The following is a 15,080-nucleotide window of genomic DNA, read 5'->3' as shown; positions in this document are numbered from 1 at the left end:
CCATACAACGCCAAACGCGTTTTATGTGATAGTGAAACAAGCGAAGAAGTTAATAGACTAAAGTAGATACTAGAAGACTTTATTATCAGAATTCCAAATTTTAGTAAGCTTGATTAAATCGACCTTACACCAAATTTGCTTGGTGACAATAGCGTTTTGGACCCACCTGACCCCATGCCGAACTCAGTAGTGAAACGAAACAGCGCCGATGATAGTGTAGCATTTGCTATGTGAAAGTAGGACATTACCAGGCTCCAAATAAGAGAAAGCCCGATTCGAAAGAGTCGGGCTTTTTTACGTCTGTAGGAAAGTGAAAGTATTAGCCGTCAGCCGTCAGCTATCAGCTGCACAGCGTTAACCTGACCACCGTAGCGTGGTTGAGTATCACGAAACCCACGGATAAAAGAACACGACAGAGGATGAGTCGGGCTTTTTTACGTTTGGAATAAAGTAAAAGAAGGTATTAGGTTAAAGGAAGAGAATTGATCAGAGCCGACCCTAAGGCATTCTACTGCGTCATCGCAACGAAGTAGCACACCGACTCCAAATATAAGTCAGCGTACAGCCCTTAGTTTTGAAGTATTACCATCAGCACTCTCTCTTTACTGATCTTAGTTATTCTCTTTGCATTGCATCTTTAAACTAGTCCCTAAATTATCATCTTGTTGCAATTTCATTGTTGGTTTAATAACTGTCCTGTGTAAAACTATCTAGGATAATTTAGTAAATCAGGTGACATGAATGTCGAATATAAAAGCTTGGAAACTTCTCAGCCTGTTTTGTTTGTTTACAGCACTGATTGGTTGTCAATCTAAAGAAGAACAGCTACAACAAACAATTCAAGAGTCCATTAAAAAGGCCGATGTCGAGCTTACTCAGCTTGGTAAAGCACTTGATAATGGTAGTATACGTAATGCGATTATTCTTAAAGAATACAGTCGTATCCTTAAACAACAGCAACCTGAACTCAGTAAGGTTGTTGATGTAGTTAGCCTTGATGCCACACGCCAGGGAGCCCTTTATAGTGGCTTAACCCAACGCCTTGATGATATTAAGGGTAATTACTTAATTCCTCCTTACGAAGACACTTTATACAATATTGATTTATTGCGTGAAGCCGCCAAGCCAACGTTATTTTCTGATGCCTTAACCGATCCTATTAATATGCTTGCGGATATGTCGAATGGTTCTTTGGCACGAGTTGGTGCTATAAGCCAAAAAGCTGAAGGCGAAGGGGTCGGTAACCAAATGGTAGGTAATCCTAACTATGGTAATTGGCAAACGAATAGTAGCGGTATTAGCTTTTGGCAATGGTACGGCATGTACCGTATTTTGGGTGATGTATTTGACCGAGTTGAATACGGAAGTTGGAGTAAACGCCGTAAGTATAGTTACTACAATGACTATGGTCGTACTCGTTACTCAAGCCCTAAACAAATAAAAACCCAAAGTGCATTAGAAACACGTACACGACAATCTTACCAACGCCAAGGCAAGCAGTTCACTAGTCCTTATGCGAGTAAAAAAACAGGTGCATCAGGTTTGAGTCGCAGCAGTTATACGCCGCCTAAAAGTCGCAGCAGTTACTCAAGAGCGAGTAGTTATAGCAATAATTCAGGATCGGTTCGTAATAGCAGCAGCAGAACCTCGCGCGGCGTAAGTCGTGGTAAGTAAAGAATAACGTTGGAGTTAGAATAATATGTATGAATTTAATGGAATAACTATGTGGTCTTTGCAAGCACTGTCTGTGGACTTTGCAATTATCATCTTACTGTTTGTGAGCTTAAAGTATATTAAAGGTTGGGTATCTAATTTACACGCCAATGATGAAATTACCGAGCGCGATAACTTTGCATTTGGAATAAGCTTTGCCGCTGGTTTGGTAGCACTTGCGATTGTGTTAACGGGCGTGAGTAGTGGTGCTTTTGCTGCTACGTTACAAAAAGAAGCTCTGTTAATGCTTGGCTATGGCGCATTAGCAATTCTGCTTATAAAGCTGGGTCACTTTTTTCAAGATAAAGTGGCATTGCGTAAAGTAAGCTTACATAACGAAATAGTCAAAGGTAACGTTACTGCGTCAATTATTGATTTTGGCCATGTAGTAAGTGTTGCAGTGGTTATCCGCTCAGCACTATTATGGGTTGCTACTGAAGGTTGGCATGGCATTCCTATTGTGATTGCCGCTTTTGTGATTGGTAGTGTGGTACTGCTTTTAGTAAGCCAATACCGAGTGCAGTTATTTAAACGCACCAATAAAAGCGGTGATTGCCTACAACAAGCCATTGTTGATGGTAATTTAGCAGTAGGTGTTCGTTATGCAGGCTTTTTAATTGGTAGTGCATTAGCCATTACTGCTGCAACGGGCATTGCTCCTTATGCTGCCGATAATATTAATGCGAGTTTACTTTACTGGGCGCTAAGCGCCGTTGTTTGTTTGGTTGCTTTCATTTTACTGCACTTACTGACGATTAAAATCATTCTTGCTGGCTGTAATATTTCAGATGAAGTGAATCGTCAAAAGAATGTGGGTGTTGCCGCTATTTCTGCAGCTGTGTCATTTGCTGTCGGGATCACTATGGCCACACTACTGGGTGCATAATCACGTGTCATCAACTCAAGCTTCCCCAAGTAAATTTAATTTACTTGGGCATGATATTTTACTGATCACTGTTATGGCCGTACTCGCAGGATGCGGCCTTATTTATGAATACTTACTTTCTCATTATGCTGGCCGAGTACTCGGCTCAGTTGAGAGTGCAATTTACGCCATGATAGGCACTATGATTGTAGCTATGGGGATGGGTGCATTTTTAGCGCGTTGGTTTAAAGATGCCTTCACCGCATTTGCTTGGCTAGAGAGTATTATTGCGCTCATAGGTATGGGCTGTATATTAGCCATTGCTAGCATTATTGCCGTGAGTTATTCACTCCCTCATTTATTTTCAAGTATCTTTAATATTCCACCAGACGTTATTCTCAATGGCTATGTCTTTCAAAAGCTGCAAGAGTGGTCTCGCTTTTTACCTTATGTATTTGGCTTAATATTAGGGCTATTTATTGGTATGGAAATACCGCTTATTGCCCGTATTCGCCAGCATGTTTATGGACGTTTTTTAGAAAATAACGCCGGCACTATATATGGGGCTGACTATATTGGCGCTGGTATTGGCGCGGCAATTTGGGTGAGTATTATGCTCGCAATGCCAATAATGCAAGCCGCCGCTTGGACAGCGCTATTTAACATTATTGCCGGACTTGCCTTTTTATGGCGTTACCATAGCTATGTACGCTTTGCTAAGTTGCTATTGGTTTGCCATATATTACTGCTGGTGTTATTCGCTTTTATTTTGCAGTTTGGTAGTAGCTGGATGGATAACCTAAGTAACGTACTATACAAAGATAAAGTTATTTACTCTCAGTCGACTAAGTATCAACATGTGGTGCTAACAGAGCGTTTAAGTAAAAATCAGCCTCAGCCAATTACTGATCTATATTTAAATGGTCGTTTGCAGTTCTCTAGTGTAGATGAGCAAATATATCACTCAATGCTTGTTTATCCTGCAATGCTCGCATCTAATCGTCATGACCGTATTTTGATTATTGGTGGCGGTGACGGATTGGCCATGCGTGATGTATTAAAGTGGCCGGTTGAGGAAGTGACTTTAATTGATTTAGATGGACAGCTACTCAATTTATTTGGTCATAAAGATAATCAATACACACCGCCTGATGATATTAAACAGCGATTAGTGGCACTCAATAATGAATCGATGCATGACCCCCGAGCAAATATTATTGTGGGTGATGCATTTTTAGAAGTCGAAAAGTTACTGGATCAGTCAAAGCAGTTCGATACTATTTTAATTGATTTGCCAGACCCTAATCACCCTGATCTTAATAAGATGTACAGCGATTACTTTTATAATCATGTACGCCAATTATTAGCGCCTGATGGTGCTATGGCGGTACAGTCAACATCGCCTTATCATGCGAAAAAGGCATTTTTAAGTATTGCTAAAACGGTGAAAGCCGCAGGTTTTGATTATGTAGAGCAATATCAGCAAAACATTCCTTCGTTTGGTCAATGGGGATGGACTATTGCGACTAAAATGGGGCAATCACCTAGTGCCCGTATTAGCAATATAACTGATATGCCAGTGCCATCTCGGTGGATTAGTAAAAAATATTTATTAGCGAGTTTTGCATTTCCTAATAACTATTTTGAACAAGTGAACGATATTGAAGTCAATAGGTTAGGTTCTGGTCGCTTATATGATTATTACCGAGCAGCTTGGCAAATAGAAAGTGAATTGTATAAAAATTAATAAAACATGGTTGACATAATATGTCGACCATGCGAATCTTAACTCAGACATAATATGTCATATGACGAAAAGGCAGAGACATGGAATTAAATGAACTTTCAATAAAATTAGCGTCTTTTGAAACCGAGGGTGCTAACTTTGAGTCTTTCTTGATTGCCAATCCAGGTGAGCAAGATGTTTTACAAGTCATTGTTGATGGAAATGACGAGCTTCCAATTTTTGTTACTCAAACACAAGAGCAATTACTATGTATTAGCTACTTGTTTGACGAAGATGAAGTAAAAAGTGAATTACGCAACGAGTTAAACGAAACATTACTGCGTTTAAACGTGCCAATTCCACTGAGTGCATTTGCTAAGATCGATAATAAATACGCGATTTTTGGTGCACTGTCGGTAAATTCATCTCTAGATGATGTTACCCACGAACTAGTGACATTAGCTGATAACGCTATAGATGCACTAGAAGCCGTGACCTTATATTTAAACGATTAGTAGCTAGTTAGTGGAGTTAAGATTATGAGTATTTTAAAAAAATTATTTACAGCAGTACGTGGCGGCGCACGTGAAGCAGGCGAAGCAATTGTTGATGCCAATGGTATTCGTATTTTTGAACAAGAAATTGCCGATGCACAAAATGCACTGAATCGTGCTAAAAAAAGCCTGACAGAAGTAATGGCTAAAGAGATGCAAACTAAGCGTAAAATTAGCGCAGTAGATGCATCAATTGCTGAGCACGAAGCGTATGCAGGTCAAGCCCTTGAAAAAGGGAATGAAGCATTAGCATTAGAAATTGCAGAAAAAATTGGTGACTTTGAAGCTGAGAAAGCCGAACACGAGCAAGTATTAGCGGGCTTTACTAATCACATAGTGACATTGAAGCAGCAAGTTAAAGATGCTGAAAAATCAATTAAAGAAAACCAGCGTCAGCTTACTATGGTTAAAACCACAGAAAGCGTTCAACAAGCGACAATGGCTGTAAATAGCACGCTTAATACTAATAATTCGTCAATGACGTCGGCGCGTCAGTCGCTTGAGCGTATTAAGCAACGCCAGCAAGACCGTACTGATCAATTAGGTGCTGCAAAGTCTCTAGAAGCAGATGTTAATGGCGACGATTTAAAAGCTAAAATGGCTGAAGCAGGTATTGGTGATACGAATCCAAAAAGTGCTGATATTTTAGCGCGCATTAAAGCGAAGCAAAATAGTTAACATTTAGAACCATATCAAAAAGGTAACCGAGTTTCGCTCCGTTACCTTTTTTGCTTACAGAGGCACCTTATATGTTTAATTTTTTCAAATCTAAAAAAAAGCCAGAACGTCAGCTTAATCATGCGAGTGACCTTAAAAAAGGCGACATGTTTACTGTCATTGATTCGTTTGCTTATCCTTCATGGCTTAAAGGTCAAACGTTGCGCGTTATTGATGTGCAAACGTATCAGTACCAACACAGCAGTGATACTGAATTTGTACTTGAAACTAACACTGGCCAAGTGGTGTTTTTACAAATAGAGCAAAATGATGGTGAACAGTGGGCAAACTTCTCTATAAAAATTCAGCGTGATGAAGTTGAAGAGATCTTTGGTCTTGATGAATTTGCGCGTATTTTTGATGAAGAGTCATTAACACATATCACGGTACAAAATACCCCTGAGCGTTTTATGCAATTTTTAGCGAAAAGCTATCAGCAAAGTGAATCGCCTTATGTTTGTTATTTTCATAATAAAGACTTTCGTGGCCAAACGCTGCCTCGCTATGAGCAAGAAGGTGGTGAACCATGCGAAATGATTTGCTTAGCCTCTCCTGATGAAGGGCATAGCGTTAATATAGAGATTTGGGAGGGAGGTGAAACAGAAGTCTCACTGACGTTAACTCGCCCAATTAGCGATATTGTTGATTTGTTTCCTGGAGATGCTCAGTGAGTGATGCTAAAGACAAGTGGTTGCGCCAAGAGCAAGCTGTGCGCGCCACGCAAATGGCATTTGATTTGAGTAGTGAGGTACAAAAGTCGATAAAAAAACAAGCTATCGATCAAGAGCTCACTCCCTCAGATATGATCCGTAAAATTTTAGGTCTTGATGTAAAGTCTAAAAAAACACGGCAACGACTATCGTTTAATTTAAATGATGACGAAATAGCGCAATTGGCTAGCCGGTTTGAAGTGGCAGTAGATGATAAAAGAGCGGTAAAGCAACAGGTAGCAGAGTTACTAATTGAGCATACAAAAAAGACTAAGTAACCCTTTTGCCTTCTTTATGTAAAATACTTACACTGGGGCTATTATTTTCTAAAAAAGTACCGCTGTGAATATCTTATTGATTGCCTACTTACTCATGTTTGCTTTATTTGGCACGGCGGCAAGCTACTTCGTGCGTTTTATATATGCTTACTGGGTACAGAAAAAAATGCCACTGGAATACATTTTTAAGGCAGGTGTGTGTATTTTCATGGTGGTGGTTATTTCGGTGTTAATACCACTATTAGATTAACACCGAAACGAACTGCTACTGGTAGTTAACTGTTTTACATTGATTATCAATACATAAAGAGTGGACTTCTAACACTGGTGAACAGTCTTTGAACTCAAGCATTGCATTATCTAGTTGTTCTTGCTCAGTGATTTTTTGCGCTAATTGCTCTGCTTGTTCTTGAGAGTGATTTAATGTTGAGTACACAACATACTTACTCGGCCCCCCACAGACACGCGAGCAAACACCTAACATTGATAGCTGGCTGTACAGCTTTTATTACTTGTAAGCTCATTAAGTTAAGTATTTAAAACAGATTCACTCGCGTTTTGAGCTTTGCTTGATGTTAGTGCACTACTGCAACTGCTAAGCAGCATAGTCATAACAACACAGGTAGCTGATAGCTTAATTACGGATGACAAACAACTCATAATCTAATCCTTAAAATACACTTACCGCAGAGCCTTCAAGTTTAACACATTTATTTTCAACACACTGAGTGCTTGGCGCAGTTAAATGTTGGCAAATACTCATCATGCCTTTTTGCACATTATAGGTACTTTCTAATTGAGTGATAGTATCGCTTAGGGCTGAAACCTGCTCTTGGGGTGCGCTTTGTGTAGAGTACACAATGTAATCACTTGGTCCACCACAGGCACGGCTACCAACAGCACTGACTTTACACTGTGAACTAGTTGAACATTGTTTATCTGCTATGAGGTTATTTAATTTATTTTTTGCTGTTTTAATATCATCAAGCGACACTTCCTTTGCAGCATCAACCGGTAGTTGCTGTGCTATTTTATTTTCTCTATTCGCTTGTGGTAGTTTTTGTTGTGGTATCGGCGTAGACGTGTTTTCTACCGTATTGGTTTTAGTTTGCTCAGTTTCATTTGAGGTGCTTTCTAAGCAAGCTGTTAAGCAAAGCGGTAGTAGTAGAGCGAGTAATGGAGTACGCATAATCGTTCCTGATAGTGATGAATTATTCATCACTATCATACACGGTGCATTTATTACGGCAATAAAAACTCTACTATCAATATATTAAAGCGCCATTAATGGCGTTTTTACATTAACCCACCTTGGGTTAATTTAGCTGGATTGAGTAATGCCTCTAATTCTGAGCGAGATAGGTCTGTCTCTTGCTCGGCGATATCAATAATTGGCTTTGCTTGCTGGTAAGCTTGTTTGGCAATTTTTGCTGCTTTTTCATAGCCAATAACTGGGTTGAGTGCAGTAACTAAAATAGGATTTTTAGTCAGCGCTTTATCAATCTGTGCTTGATTAACTTTAAAGCTAGTTATGGCTTTATCCGCTAGTGCTTGCGCACTGTTAGCAAGTATCTCTGTACTTTGCAGGATATTATAAGCAATCACGGGTAGCATTACGTTAAGCTCAAAGTTGCCAGCTTGGCCTGCTACGGTAATTGTGGCGTCGTTACCGATGACTTGCGCACTAGCCATTGCAGCGGCTTCTGGGATCACCGGGTTCACTTTGCCAGGCATAATGGATGAACCAGGCTGCAATGCTTCAAGCTCTATTTCACCAAGTCCCGCAAGCGGCCCTGAATTCATCCAACGTAGATCGTTGGCTATTTTCATTTGCGCAACGGCATAGACTTTCAGCTGCCCTGATAAAGCCACAATGGCATCTTGCGATCCAATATTATAAAAAAAGTTATCACTGGGGATAAAGTTAATCCCTACTTTTTCACTTAGCTGTTTGGCAAATAGAGCGGCAAATTGTGGGTCGGCATTAATACCTGTGCCGACCGCTGTTCCCCCCTGAGCCAGTTCACAAACACGTATTAGTGCATGCTCAATACCGCGGGCTGCGTGCTTTACCTGCGATTGCCATGCGCTGAGTGTTTGCTCAAAGGTCACTGGCATTGCATCCATTAAATGAGTGCGCCCAGTTTTAACTATATGACCGATGTCTGCTTTTTTCTGCTCTAAGGCGTCGGCTAAGTTTGCTAGTGCTGGCAGTAATTTTTTATCAACACTGATAGCACTGCTTAAGGCGATTGCAGTGGGAATAACATCATTCGAGCTTTGTCCCATATTCACATCGTCGTTAGGGTGAATAGGTTGATTAGCATGTTTTGAAGCCAAACTTGCAATAACTTCGTTGGCATTCATATTTGAGCTGGTACCTGATCCCGTTTGAAAAATATCAACGGGGAAATGCTCATAATGCTGACCATCAATAATTTCTTGGCAGGCATGCTCGATTGCATTTGCTTTTGTTTTATCTAAATGGCCAAGCTTTAAATTGGTTAATGCTGCGGCTTGTTTTATATACGCTAAAGCAATAATAAATTGCTGTGGCATGGTGAGGTTGCTAATCGTAAAGTTATTAATGGCGCGTTGGGTTTGTGCTTTATAAAGTGCGTTAACGGGTACGTCGAGTGTGCCCATGCTATCTGATTCTGTTCTAAAGTTACTCATTAGTACTCCTAAAAAAGAGAATATATGACATTAAACTACGCTATAAAAAAAGATATGGTGCTGTTATTGCTATTTACAACGGTATAGCTAAAAAGTAGGGGGCGTCAAGGCAAGTTAACAAGTGGGATTAAAACTAAAAAGTCGACTTAAACGGATTTTAAGTCGACTTAAATAATGTATTTATATAAACAGCCAGTTATAAGGCTAAACAGAACTTTAATTGTAGCCAAGAATAAATATTTGGTCTGTTTCATGTTTGTTTTGTGCCTTTTGAGTGTGTTTTACATGAGAAAGTAAGTCGATAACCGTTGCTCTACAATCTGTTTCATGACTCGTTTTATCTAGGCTTTTATCGGTAATTGCCATTACAGCGTCTACGGCGGTATAGGGTGAAATATACATAATGTTATCCTTTTGTCGTTTAGTACTCATTAAGTGAGTAATTTAATAAAAGCATATAGCGTACCAGCTCGGTAAATATAATTTAACGTATTGAAATTAAAGTTATTTTATTATTTTGGTCAATTTACTCACGACAGAATAGTTGAAATTTGTTTTACTATTGTGCATTCATTTGCAATTTAGGTGCATCAGTATGACCAAACCATTTTCACAAGCCTGCGAAAATAATAAAAATCATATACTTAAGGCTTTGCAGCCTGCATTGCAAAATGCAGCATCAGTACTTGAGATAGGCTCGGGGACGGGTCAGCATAGCGTTTTCTTTGCCAAAAAATTGCCACATTTACAATGGTATACCAGTGATCGAGAGGTTAATCATCAAGGAATAAAGTTATGGCATGATGAGGTGCAACTGGCAAACTTGCATCCGCCTTTATTGCTTGATTTAAACGATCCTTGGCCAGTAAATAAAGTGGATGCGATATATACTGCTAACACTTTTCACATAGTGAGCTGGGAGTTAATTACGCGTTTTTTTGCTGGAGTAAATCAGCACTTAAACCAGCAAGGGGTGGTGTGTGTATATGGCCCTTTCAAATATAAAGGGGAGTTTACCAGCCCCAGTAATGATGAATTTAATAGTTTATTGCAAAGTCGCTATCCGCTTAGTGGTATTCGTGATTTCGAAGCGGTTGAGCAACTTGCAGTGCAATCTGGGCTTAAGTTACTTAGCGATACTGCGATGCCTGCAAATAATCAGTTACTCATTTTTAAACGGCAATAAAATGCTGCATTGTTGTTTATAAATATCGATATGTTGGCGTTCGCGTTTTAAGTAATCTGCAATAGCATGATTAAAATCGGGGTGAATAATATGATGAGCAGAATAAGTAGTGATGGGTTGAAAGCCGCGTGCTATTTTATGCTCACCCTGAGCACCGGCATTAAAACAGTGAATATTATGCTTAATCGCATATTCAATTCCTTGGTAGTAACACAGCTCAAAGTGAAGAGAATCAACCTCTTCGCTTGCTCCCCAATAACGCCCATAAAGGGTATTGTCACCAATTAAACTTAATGTGGCGGCAATCACTTTATGGTCTTTTTTGGCTAGCATAATGAGCAATTTTTCAGCCATTAAGGCGTGTAGCAAGCTAAAAAAATCGTTGTTTAAGTAGCCTAAATGGCCTGAACGTTTTAAATAAGTACGTTGATAAAACTCACAAAAAAGCTGCATCACTGTTGTGGTGATTTGCTCACCTTGCAGCCATTCAATGGTGATATTTTGCTGTGATATTTTAGCGCGTTCTTTTTTTACTGCTTTGCGCTTACGGGCATTAAAGGTTTTTAAAAAATCGTCAAAATCTTTAAAGCTATTATTAAACCACTGAAACTGTACCCCGGTTCTCAGCATGGCACCTGCATCATTTAGCTGTGAGGCTTGTGCTTTATCGCAAAAGTTTACATGCCAGCCTGACCAGGCTTGTTTTGCGCAGTGGGTATTAAGTTGCTCTGTTATATATTCATACACTAACTTTGGATTGCTATGCATAATACGTATTCTTTGACCCTCAATCGGACTAAAGGGAATACAGCACAGCCATTTAGGGTAATAATCTAAGCCATTTTTTTCATAAGCTTCAGCCCATGCCCAGTCAAATACATATTCACCGTAGGAGTGCGCTTTTAAGTAGCCAGGGGCAAGGGCAACTAGTTTATCGTCTTCATAAACGGCTAAGTGGTGAGGCTGCCAACCTGTTTTTGCGCTTACACATTGGCTTTGCTCAAGGGCATATAAAAAAGCGTGTTGAGTAAAAGGGTCATTACCAAAAAAATAATGCCATTGTGTTGCGTCAATTTGGTTGATGCTATTAAACCATTGATGTGAAAAGTGGCTCATAATGCTTTGCCTACTATTTTTTAAGTGGGTTGCTGATTAATTTTGGTAATAGTGCGACAGCCATATTTGGTTTTCTATTTTCGATAAATCTTTATGGTTTATCTGGCGCAATATATTGAGATAGGCACTGTATGAGCTTATCGAGTTCGAGAGGTTTTGCAAGATGTTCGTTAAAACCAATTGCTAAGGCATTGGCTTTATCTTCAGGCATTACATCAGCAGTTAAGGCAATAATTGGTAATTGCTCAGTACTTTTCATTTGACGTATCAAGGCGGTGGCTTGGTAACCGTCCATAATCGGCATCTGGCAATCCATTAATACTAAATCGAAGTCATTTACTTTAACTTGTTCTACTGCTAATTCGCCATTTTCCACTAGTGTTGGTGTAATCCCTAAAGAGCTAAGCATTGCTTTTATGACTAATTGATTGACGCTGTTATCTTCTGCAACCAGTATTTTTAGTTTACTTAAATTAACATGCTGGTGTGTGTGCTTTGACGTTACTTGTTGTGCTGCACATGTATTTAACTCGACAGACAGAGTAAAAGTAGAGCCCTTACCTGGCTCGCTTTGTACGCTGATATCTCCAGACATTAATAAGCTAAGTTCTTTTGCGATTGCTAAACCAAGCCCTGTCCCACCAAATTTACGTGATGTTGAGCTATCAGCTTGGGTGAACGCATCAAATAACTTACTTTGCTCTGATAGCGCAATACCGATGCCCGAGTCCTTAATAGTCAAGGTAATTTGACGACGTCTATTGGTGATCTCCTTGCTGTATGCGCTAACACTTACTTCACCTTCATGGGTAAACTTAATGGCGTTACTACATAGGTTTAATAAAATTTGCTCAATTCGCATAACATCACCTTCAAACCAAATGTCGGTTGGTAATTGGTTATTAACTTTCCAGAGAATGCCTTTTTGTTCTGCGCTTTGCTCGAACATACTACTGATCCGAGCAAGAAGCGCATTCAAATCAAAAGGAGCGACTTCTAAGGTGAGCTTTTGTGATTCAATTTTAGAGATATCGAGTACATCATTTATTAAACTTAACAATGATTTAGACGCTAAATTAATTTTATTTAAATAATCAGAAAGAATTTCAGGACTATCTTCATTTTTAGCTAGAGTGGAAAAGCCAATCACGGCATTAAGCGGAGTGCGAATTTCATGACTCATATTTGCTAAAAATCGGCTTTTAGCTTGATTTGCTAAATCAGATTGTTTTTTAGCCTTTACCAGCGAGCGTGTACGCTCTGCTACCAAGCGTGAGAGTGCAAGGTGCTGGTTATTAAACAGCAGTAATATCAGTAAAATGAGTGAGCTTACAATGACCTGTAAAATAAGCAAAAAGAGTGTCATGTTATTAGTTTGATGCGGTAGAAATTCATCTTTAATGGTTAAATCAACGAACCATGTTTGCCCTGAAAAATCAATTTTGATAGTTGTAAGTTTATTGCTTTTGGTTGGAATATTTTCGGCATTTGAATAAAACGGATTGATAGCATTGGCTTCATAAATAGCGATATTAAACATTTTATTTTGTGCTTGCGTAAGCGACTGAGCAAGTATGTTTTTTACTAAAAATACACCTGTTGCGTAACCTTTAATTGAGGCAACCTCATTATTTTGTTGATACACGGGAGCAAATAATAAATACGCGGGTTCAGGTTGCTGTGTTTGAACTAATTGAATTATTTTAGTCCCTATCGGGCGAATTTTGATACGTGGGTCGAGCAAAGTTTCACGGCGATCTTTTCGAGAATTAAGATTAAAACCTATCGCTGATTGGTTTTCTGTAAAAGGGGCAATATAGGTAATAACCACCAATGGGTCATTGTTTGATAATGGTGCCCCTTTAATGCTTGGATCAAAGTTGTATGCGTTATAAATTTCATTAAGCTGTTTGTTAAAGTCACTGACCTGAGCGGGATCAATTTTACGATTCCATGAAAATGCTTTAATAAATGAATGCTCAGCCAATAGTTGGGCACTGTAGCTATTAAACTCTTGCCTGCTTAAAGTTGGCGTTGATTGTATTTGGCTTGCAAGGCTTTGTACGGTTATTTGGCTGAGGTTTAAATTGCTCAGCAAACTGTTTTCAATAATAGATGTTTCGCGCTTGGCAATTTGTATTGAATTTGAATAAGTCTCTTGGTTATATAGCTTAGTGGTTAAGGCTACTGAGATGAATAATACCGAGCATACTGCGATAGTAGGTAATGGGGTAACATCATGGCGTTTAAATTTAGGTTGTAATAACGCTAATAAAAAGGGGGTTGCGATCAGCACGCCTAGAGAATCACCAAGCCACCAAAAAGTAACATTTCTCCAATGATTATCAATGCTGTGAGCAGGGTTAAACTGACTTAAAGCATAGACGCCAATATTGGCCGATATTAGGCTAACAACAATACCAACGATAAAAATAAAATATATTATTGATTGGCGTTTCTTTAAGAACAGCGGATGACCTAGCCAGTATTTTAAAATAGCTGCGCCAATCATCCCTTGCAGCACAGCGCCAAAGCCGATTAGTAACACCTGCTCTAATGTATTGCCAATTAAAACTTGATCAGAGATAACGTTATCACTGGTACTTAAATTAAAGGAGACAGAGGCAATAAATAATGCAGGGATAAAGCGCCACCACCAGATAAAACAGCCAACTAGGGCAATACCTGCAGGGAGCCAGATAGGGATGACTTGTGATTGAAAGGCAAAATTAGTTAATAAATTACCAGTTATAAAGTAAGCAACCGCAAACGATATGTAAAAAACAAAAGAATTGGATGTTGAACCAAAAATCTTCACATGCATCCTTGTTAAATATTATTTTTATAATGATATTTTAGTATAGCGAATCGACAGTAAATAGTATTATTTTTAAAGTGGTAGCTGCTTTTTACTAAATGATTGTTTGAGTACTACCGTTGACTCTATATTGGCGATGCAGCTTAAGCTCCCCAGCTGGTGCTTTACAAACTGCTCATAGCTTTCTAAATCCTGAGAAATAATTTTCAGTAAATAATCGTGGCTACCTGAGATCACAGAGCACTCAAGTACATGGGGAAGTTTTTCTACATGCAGCTCAAATTGCTGTGCCGCACTCACCGAGTTTTGACTTAGTCGCACGAAAGCATAAACCAGCACATTAAGGTTGAGCGACTTAGGGTTAATTGCAGCGTGATAGCCCGTAATTACATGTTCCTGCTCAAGCTTTTTGATACGCCTAAGAGTTGGGGTGTCTGATAGGTTAATGGTATTGGCTAATTCAGAAACCGACATGCGGGCATGCGATTGTAAGGCAACCAGTAACTGCTGATCTTTTTTATCTAACATGACTATGGGATCTTATTAATTATTTTAATGTTGGTAGTGATTATTGCTAACAAAAGGTATTTTTACTATTTTTTTTGACGTTTTACCCTCAGGGGTTTTTGTTAGCATTAAGACATAATAATAACAGGATGTAGTCATGAGTGCGTATTCCGGTGATGGTGAACACCGATTCCGGTTTTATCGTGAACACTTA

At 39.2% G+C, this 15,080-nt stretch carries 15 protein-coding genes, 1 rRNA gene and 1 pseudogene; 10 read left to right on the top strand and 7 right to left on the bottom strand.

What is annotated here, in order from left to right; translation table 11 throughout:
• The first annotated feature begins 138 nt into the window (after positions 1 to 138).
• The 9 genes from rrf (at position 139) to QMA00_RS17375 (ending at position 6,813) form a co-directional block, all read left to right on the top strand.
• Positions 139 to 253 (top strand): 5S ribosomal RNA (gene rrf / locus QMA00_RS17415).
• 488 nt (positions 254 to 741) lie between these two features.
• The gene (locus QMA00_RS17410; RefSeq protein ID WP_010392530.1) at positions 742 to 1,674 is read left to right on the top strand and encodes a hypothetical protein; all 933 of its coding nucleotides are present in this window, start codon (positions 742 to 744) and stop codon (positions 1,672 to 1,674) included.
• Between the two features lie 25 nt (positions 1,675 to 1,699).
• Positions 1,700 to 2,599, top strand: a complete 900-nt coding sequence (locus QMA00_RS17405; RefSeq protein WP_075170889.1) for a DUF350 domain-containing protein — start codon at positions 1,700 to 1,702, stop codon at positions 2,597 to 2,599.
• 4 nt (positions 2,600 to 2,603) lie between these two features.
• The gene (locus tag QMA00_RS17400) at positions 2,604 to 4,325 is read left to right on the top strand and encodes a polyamine aminopropyltransferase (RefSeq protein WP_076923189.1); all 1,722 of its coding nucleotides are present in this window, start codon (positions 2,604 to 2,606) and stop codon (positions 4,323 to 4,325) included.
• Between the two features lie 80 nt (positions 4,326 to 4,405).
• The gene (locus QMA00_RS17395) at positions 4,406 to 4,819 is read left to right on the top strand and encodes a DUF2170 family protein (RefSeq protein WP_004335098.1); all 414 of its coding nucleotides are present in this window, start codon (positions 4,406 to 4,408) and stop codon (positions 4,817 to 4,819) included.
• Between the two features lie 24 nt (positions 4,820 to 4,843).
• Positions 4,844 to 5,536: a PspA/IM30 family protein gene (locus QMA00_RS17390; protein WP_036980772.1), complete on the top strand. Its 693-nt coding sequence runs from the start codon at positions 4,844 to 4,846 to the stop codon at positions 5,534 to 5,536.
• Between the two features lie 71 nt (positions 5,537 to 5,607).
• Positions 5,608 to 6,246 (top strand): hypothetical protein, encoded by a 639-nt coding sequence (locus QMA00_RS17385; RefSeq protein WP_013463680.1) that lies wholly within the window; start codon positions 5,608 to 5,610, stop codon positions 6,244 to 6,246.
• Entirely contained in the window at positions 6,243 to 6,563 is a 321-nt protein-coding gene (locus tag QMA00_RS17380) for a hypothetical protein (RefSeq protein ID WP_008113280.1), read from the top strand. The genes QMA00_RS17385 and QMA00_RS17380 overlap by 4 nt, the downstream gene beginning before the upstream one ends.
• Before the next feature lie 64 nt (positions 6,564 to 6,627).
• Positions 6,628 to 6,813, top strand: coding sequence for a hypothetical protein (locus QMA00_RS17375; protein ID WP_008113278.1), 186 nt, complete (start codon positions 6,628 to 6,630; stop codon positions 6,811 to 6,813).
• Between the two features lie 15 nt (positions 6,814 to 6,828).
• Here QMA00_RS17375 and QMA00_RS19000 read toward each other — a convergent pair.
• From QMA00_RS19000 to QMA00_RS17355, 4 genes and pseudogenes are all read right to left on the bottom strand, one after another.
• Positions 6,829 to 7,223 (bottom strand): annotated as a pseudogene (locus tag QMA00_RS19000) (hypothetical protein).
• A 10-nt stretch (positions 7,224 to 7,233) separates the two neighbouring features.
• Positions 7,234 to 7,752 (bottom strand): hypothetical protein, encoded by a 519-nt coding sequence (locus tag QMA00_RS17365; RefSeq protein ID WP_175610069.1) that lies wholly within the window; start codon positions 7,750 to 7,752, stop codon positions 7,234 to 7,236.
• 107 nt (positions 7,753 to 7,859) lie between these two features.
• Positions 7,860 to 9,239 (bottom strand): class II fumarate hydratase, encoded by a 1,380-nt coding sequence (locus QMA00_RS17360; RefSeq protein WP_036980776.1) that lies wholly within the window; start codon positions 9,237 to 9,239, stop codon positions 7,860 to 7,862.
• 216 nt (positions 9,240 to 9,455) lie between these two features.
• Entirely contained in the window at positions 9,456 to 9,641 is a 186-nt protein-coding gene (locus QMA00_RS17355) for a hypothetical protein (protein ID WP_013463685.1), read from the bottom strand.
• A gap of 193 nt (positions 9,642 to 9,834) precedes the next feature.
• On the opposite strand from QMA00_RS17355, the gene QMA00_RS17350 reads away from it, so the two are divergent.
• Positions 9,835 to 10,425, top strand: a complete 591-nt coding sequence (locus QMA00_RS17350; protein ID WP_036980778.1) for a DUF938 domain-containing protein — start codon at positions 9,835 to 9,837, stop codon at positions 10,423 to 10,425.
• Here QMA00_RS17350 and QMA00_RS17345 read toward each other — a convergent pair.
• From QMA00_RS17345 to QMA00_RS17335, 3 genes are all read right to left on the bottom strand, one after another.
• On the bottom strand, positions 10,402 to 11,541 hold the full coding sequence (locus tag QMA00_RS17345; protein WP_036980779.1) for a GNAT family N-acetyltransferase: 1,140 nt from the start codon (positions 11,539 to 11,541) through the stop codon (positions 10,402 to 10,404). The genes QMA00_RS17350 and QMA00_RS17345 overlap by 24 nt on opposite strands.
• Positions 11,542 to 11,632: 91 nt before the next feature.
• Complete coding sequence (locus QMA00_RS17340) at positions 11,633 to 14,359, bottom strand: ATP-binding protein (RefSeq protein ID WP_076923188.1); 2,727 nt, start codon at positions 14,357 to 14,359, stop codon at positions 11,633 to 11,635.
• 72 nt (positions 14,360 to 14,431) lie between these two features.
• Positions 14,432 to 14,887 (bottom strand): Lrp/AsnC family transcriptional regulator, encoded by a 456-nt coding sequence (locus QMA00_RS17335; RefSeq protein WP_036980784.1) that lies wholly within the window; start codon positions 14,885 to 14,887, stop codon positions 14,432 to 14,434.
• Positions 14,888 to 15,080: the final 193 nt, after the last annotated feature.

It is taken from the genome of Pseudoalteromonas sp. APC 3694 (assembly GCF_030407565.1).
GTDB lineage: Bacteria > Pseudomonadota > Gammaproteobacteria > Enterobacterales > Alteromonadaceae > Pseudoalteromonas > Pseudoalteromonas tetraodonis.
This window is presented reverse-complemented; position numbering and strand designations above follow the sequence as displayed.

Excerpts from the sequence above, each read along its gene's own strand:
- QMA00_RS17335 (WP_036980784.1), bottom strand. The coding sequence starts at position 14,887 with ATGTTAGATAAAAAAGATCAGCAGTTACTGGTTGCCTTACAATCGCAT.
- QMA00_RS17360 (WP_036980776.1), bottom strand. The coding sequence starts at position 9,239 with ATGAGTAACTTTAGAACAGAATCAGATAGCATGGGCACACTCGACGTA.
- QMA00_RS17365 (WP_175610069.1), bottom strand. The coding sequence starts at position 7,752 with ATGCGTACTCCATTACTCGCTCTACTACTACCGCTTTGCTTAACAGCT.
- QMA00_RS17405 (WP_075170889.1), top strand. The coding sequence starts at position 1,700 with ATGTATGAATTTAATGGAATAACTATGTGGTCTTTGCAAGCACTGTCT.
- QMA00_RS17385 (WP_013463680.1), top strand. The coding sequence starts at position 5,608 with ATGTTTAATTTTTTCAAATCTAAAAAAAAGCCAGAACGTCAGCTTAAT.
- QMA00_RS17350 (WP_036980778.1), top strand. The coding sequence starts at position 9,835 with ATGACCAAACCATTTTCACAAGCCTGCGAAAATAATAAAAATCATATA.
- QMA00_RS17395 (WP_004335098.1), top strand. The coding sequence starts at position 4,406 with ATGGAATTAAATGAACTTTCAATAAAATTAGCGTCTTTTGAAACCGAG.
- QMA00_RS17345 (WP_036980779.1), bottom strand. The coding sequence starts at position 11,541 with ATGAGCCACTTTTCACATCAATGGTTTAATAGCATCAACCAAATTGAC.
- QMA00_RS17410 (WP_010392530.1), top strand. The coding sequence starts at position 742 with ATGTCGAATATAAAAGCTTGGAAACTTCTCAGCCTGTTTTGTTTGTTT.
- QMA00_RS17390 (WP_036980772.1), top strand. The coding sequence starts at position 4,844 with ATGAGTATTTTAAAAAAATTATTTACAGCAGTACGTGGCGGCGCACGT.
- QMA00_RS17355 (WP_013463685.1), bottom strand. The coding sequence starts at position 9,641 with ATGTATATTTCACCCTATACCGCCGTAGACGCTGTAATGGCAATTACC.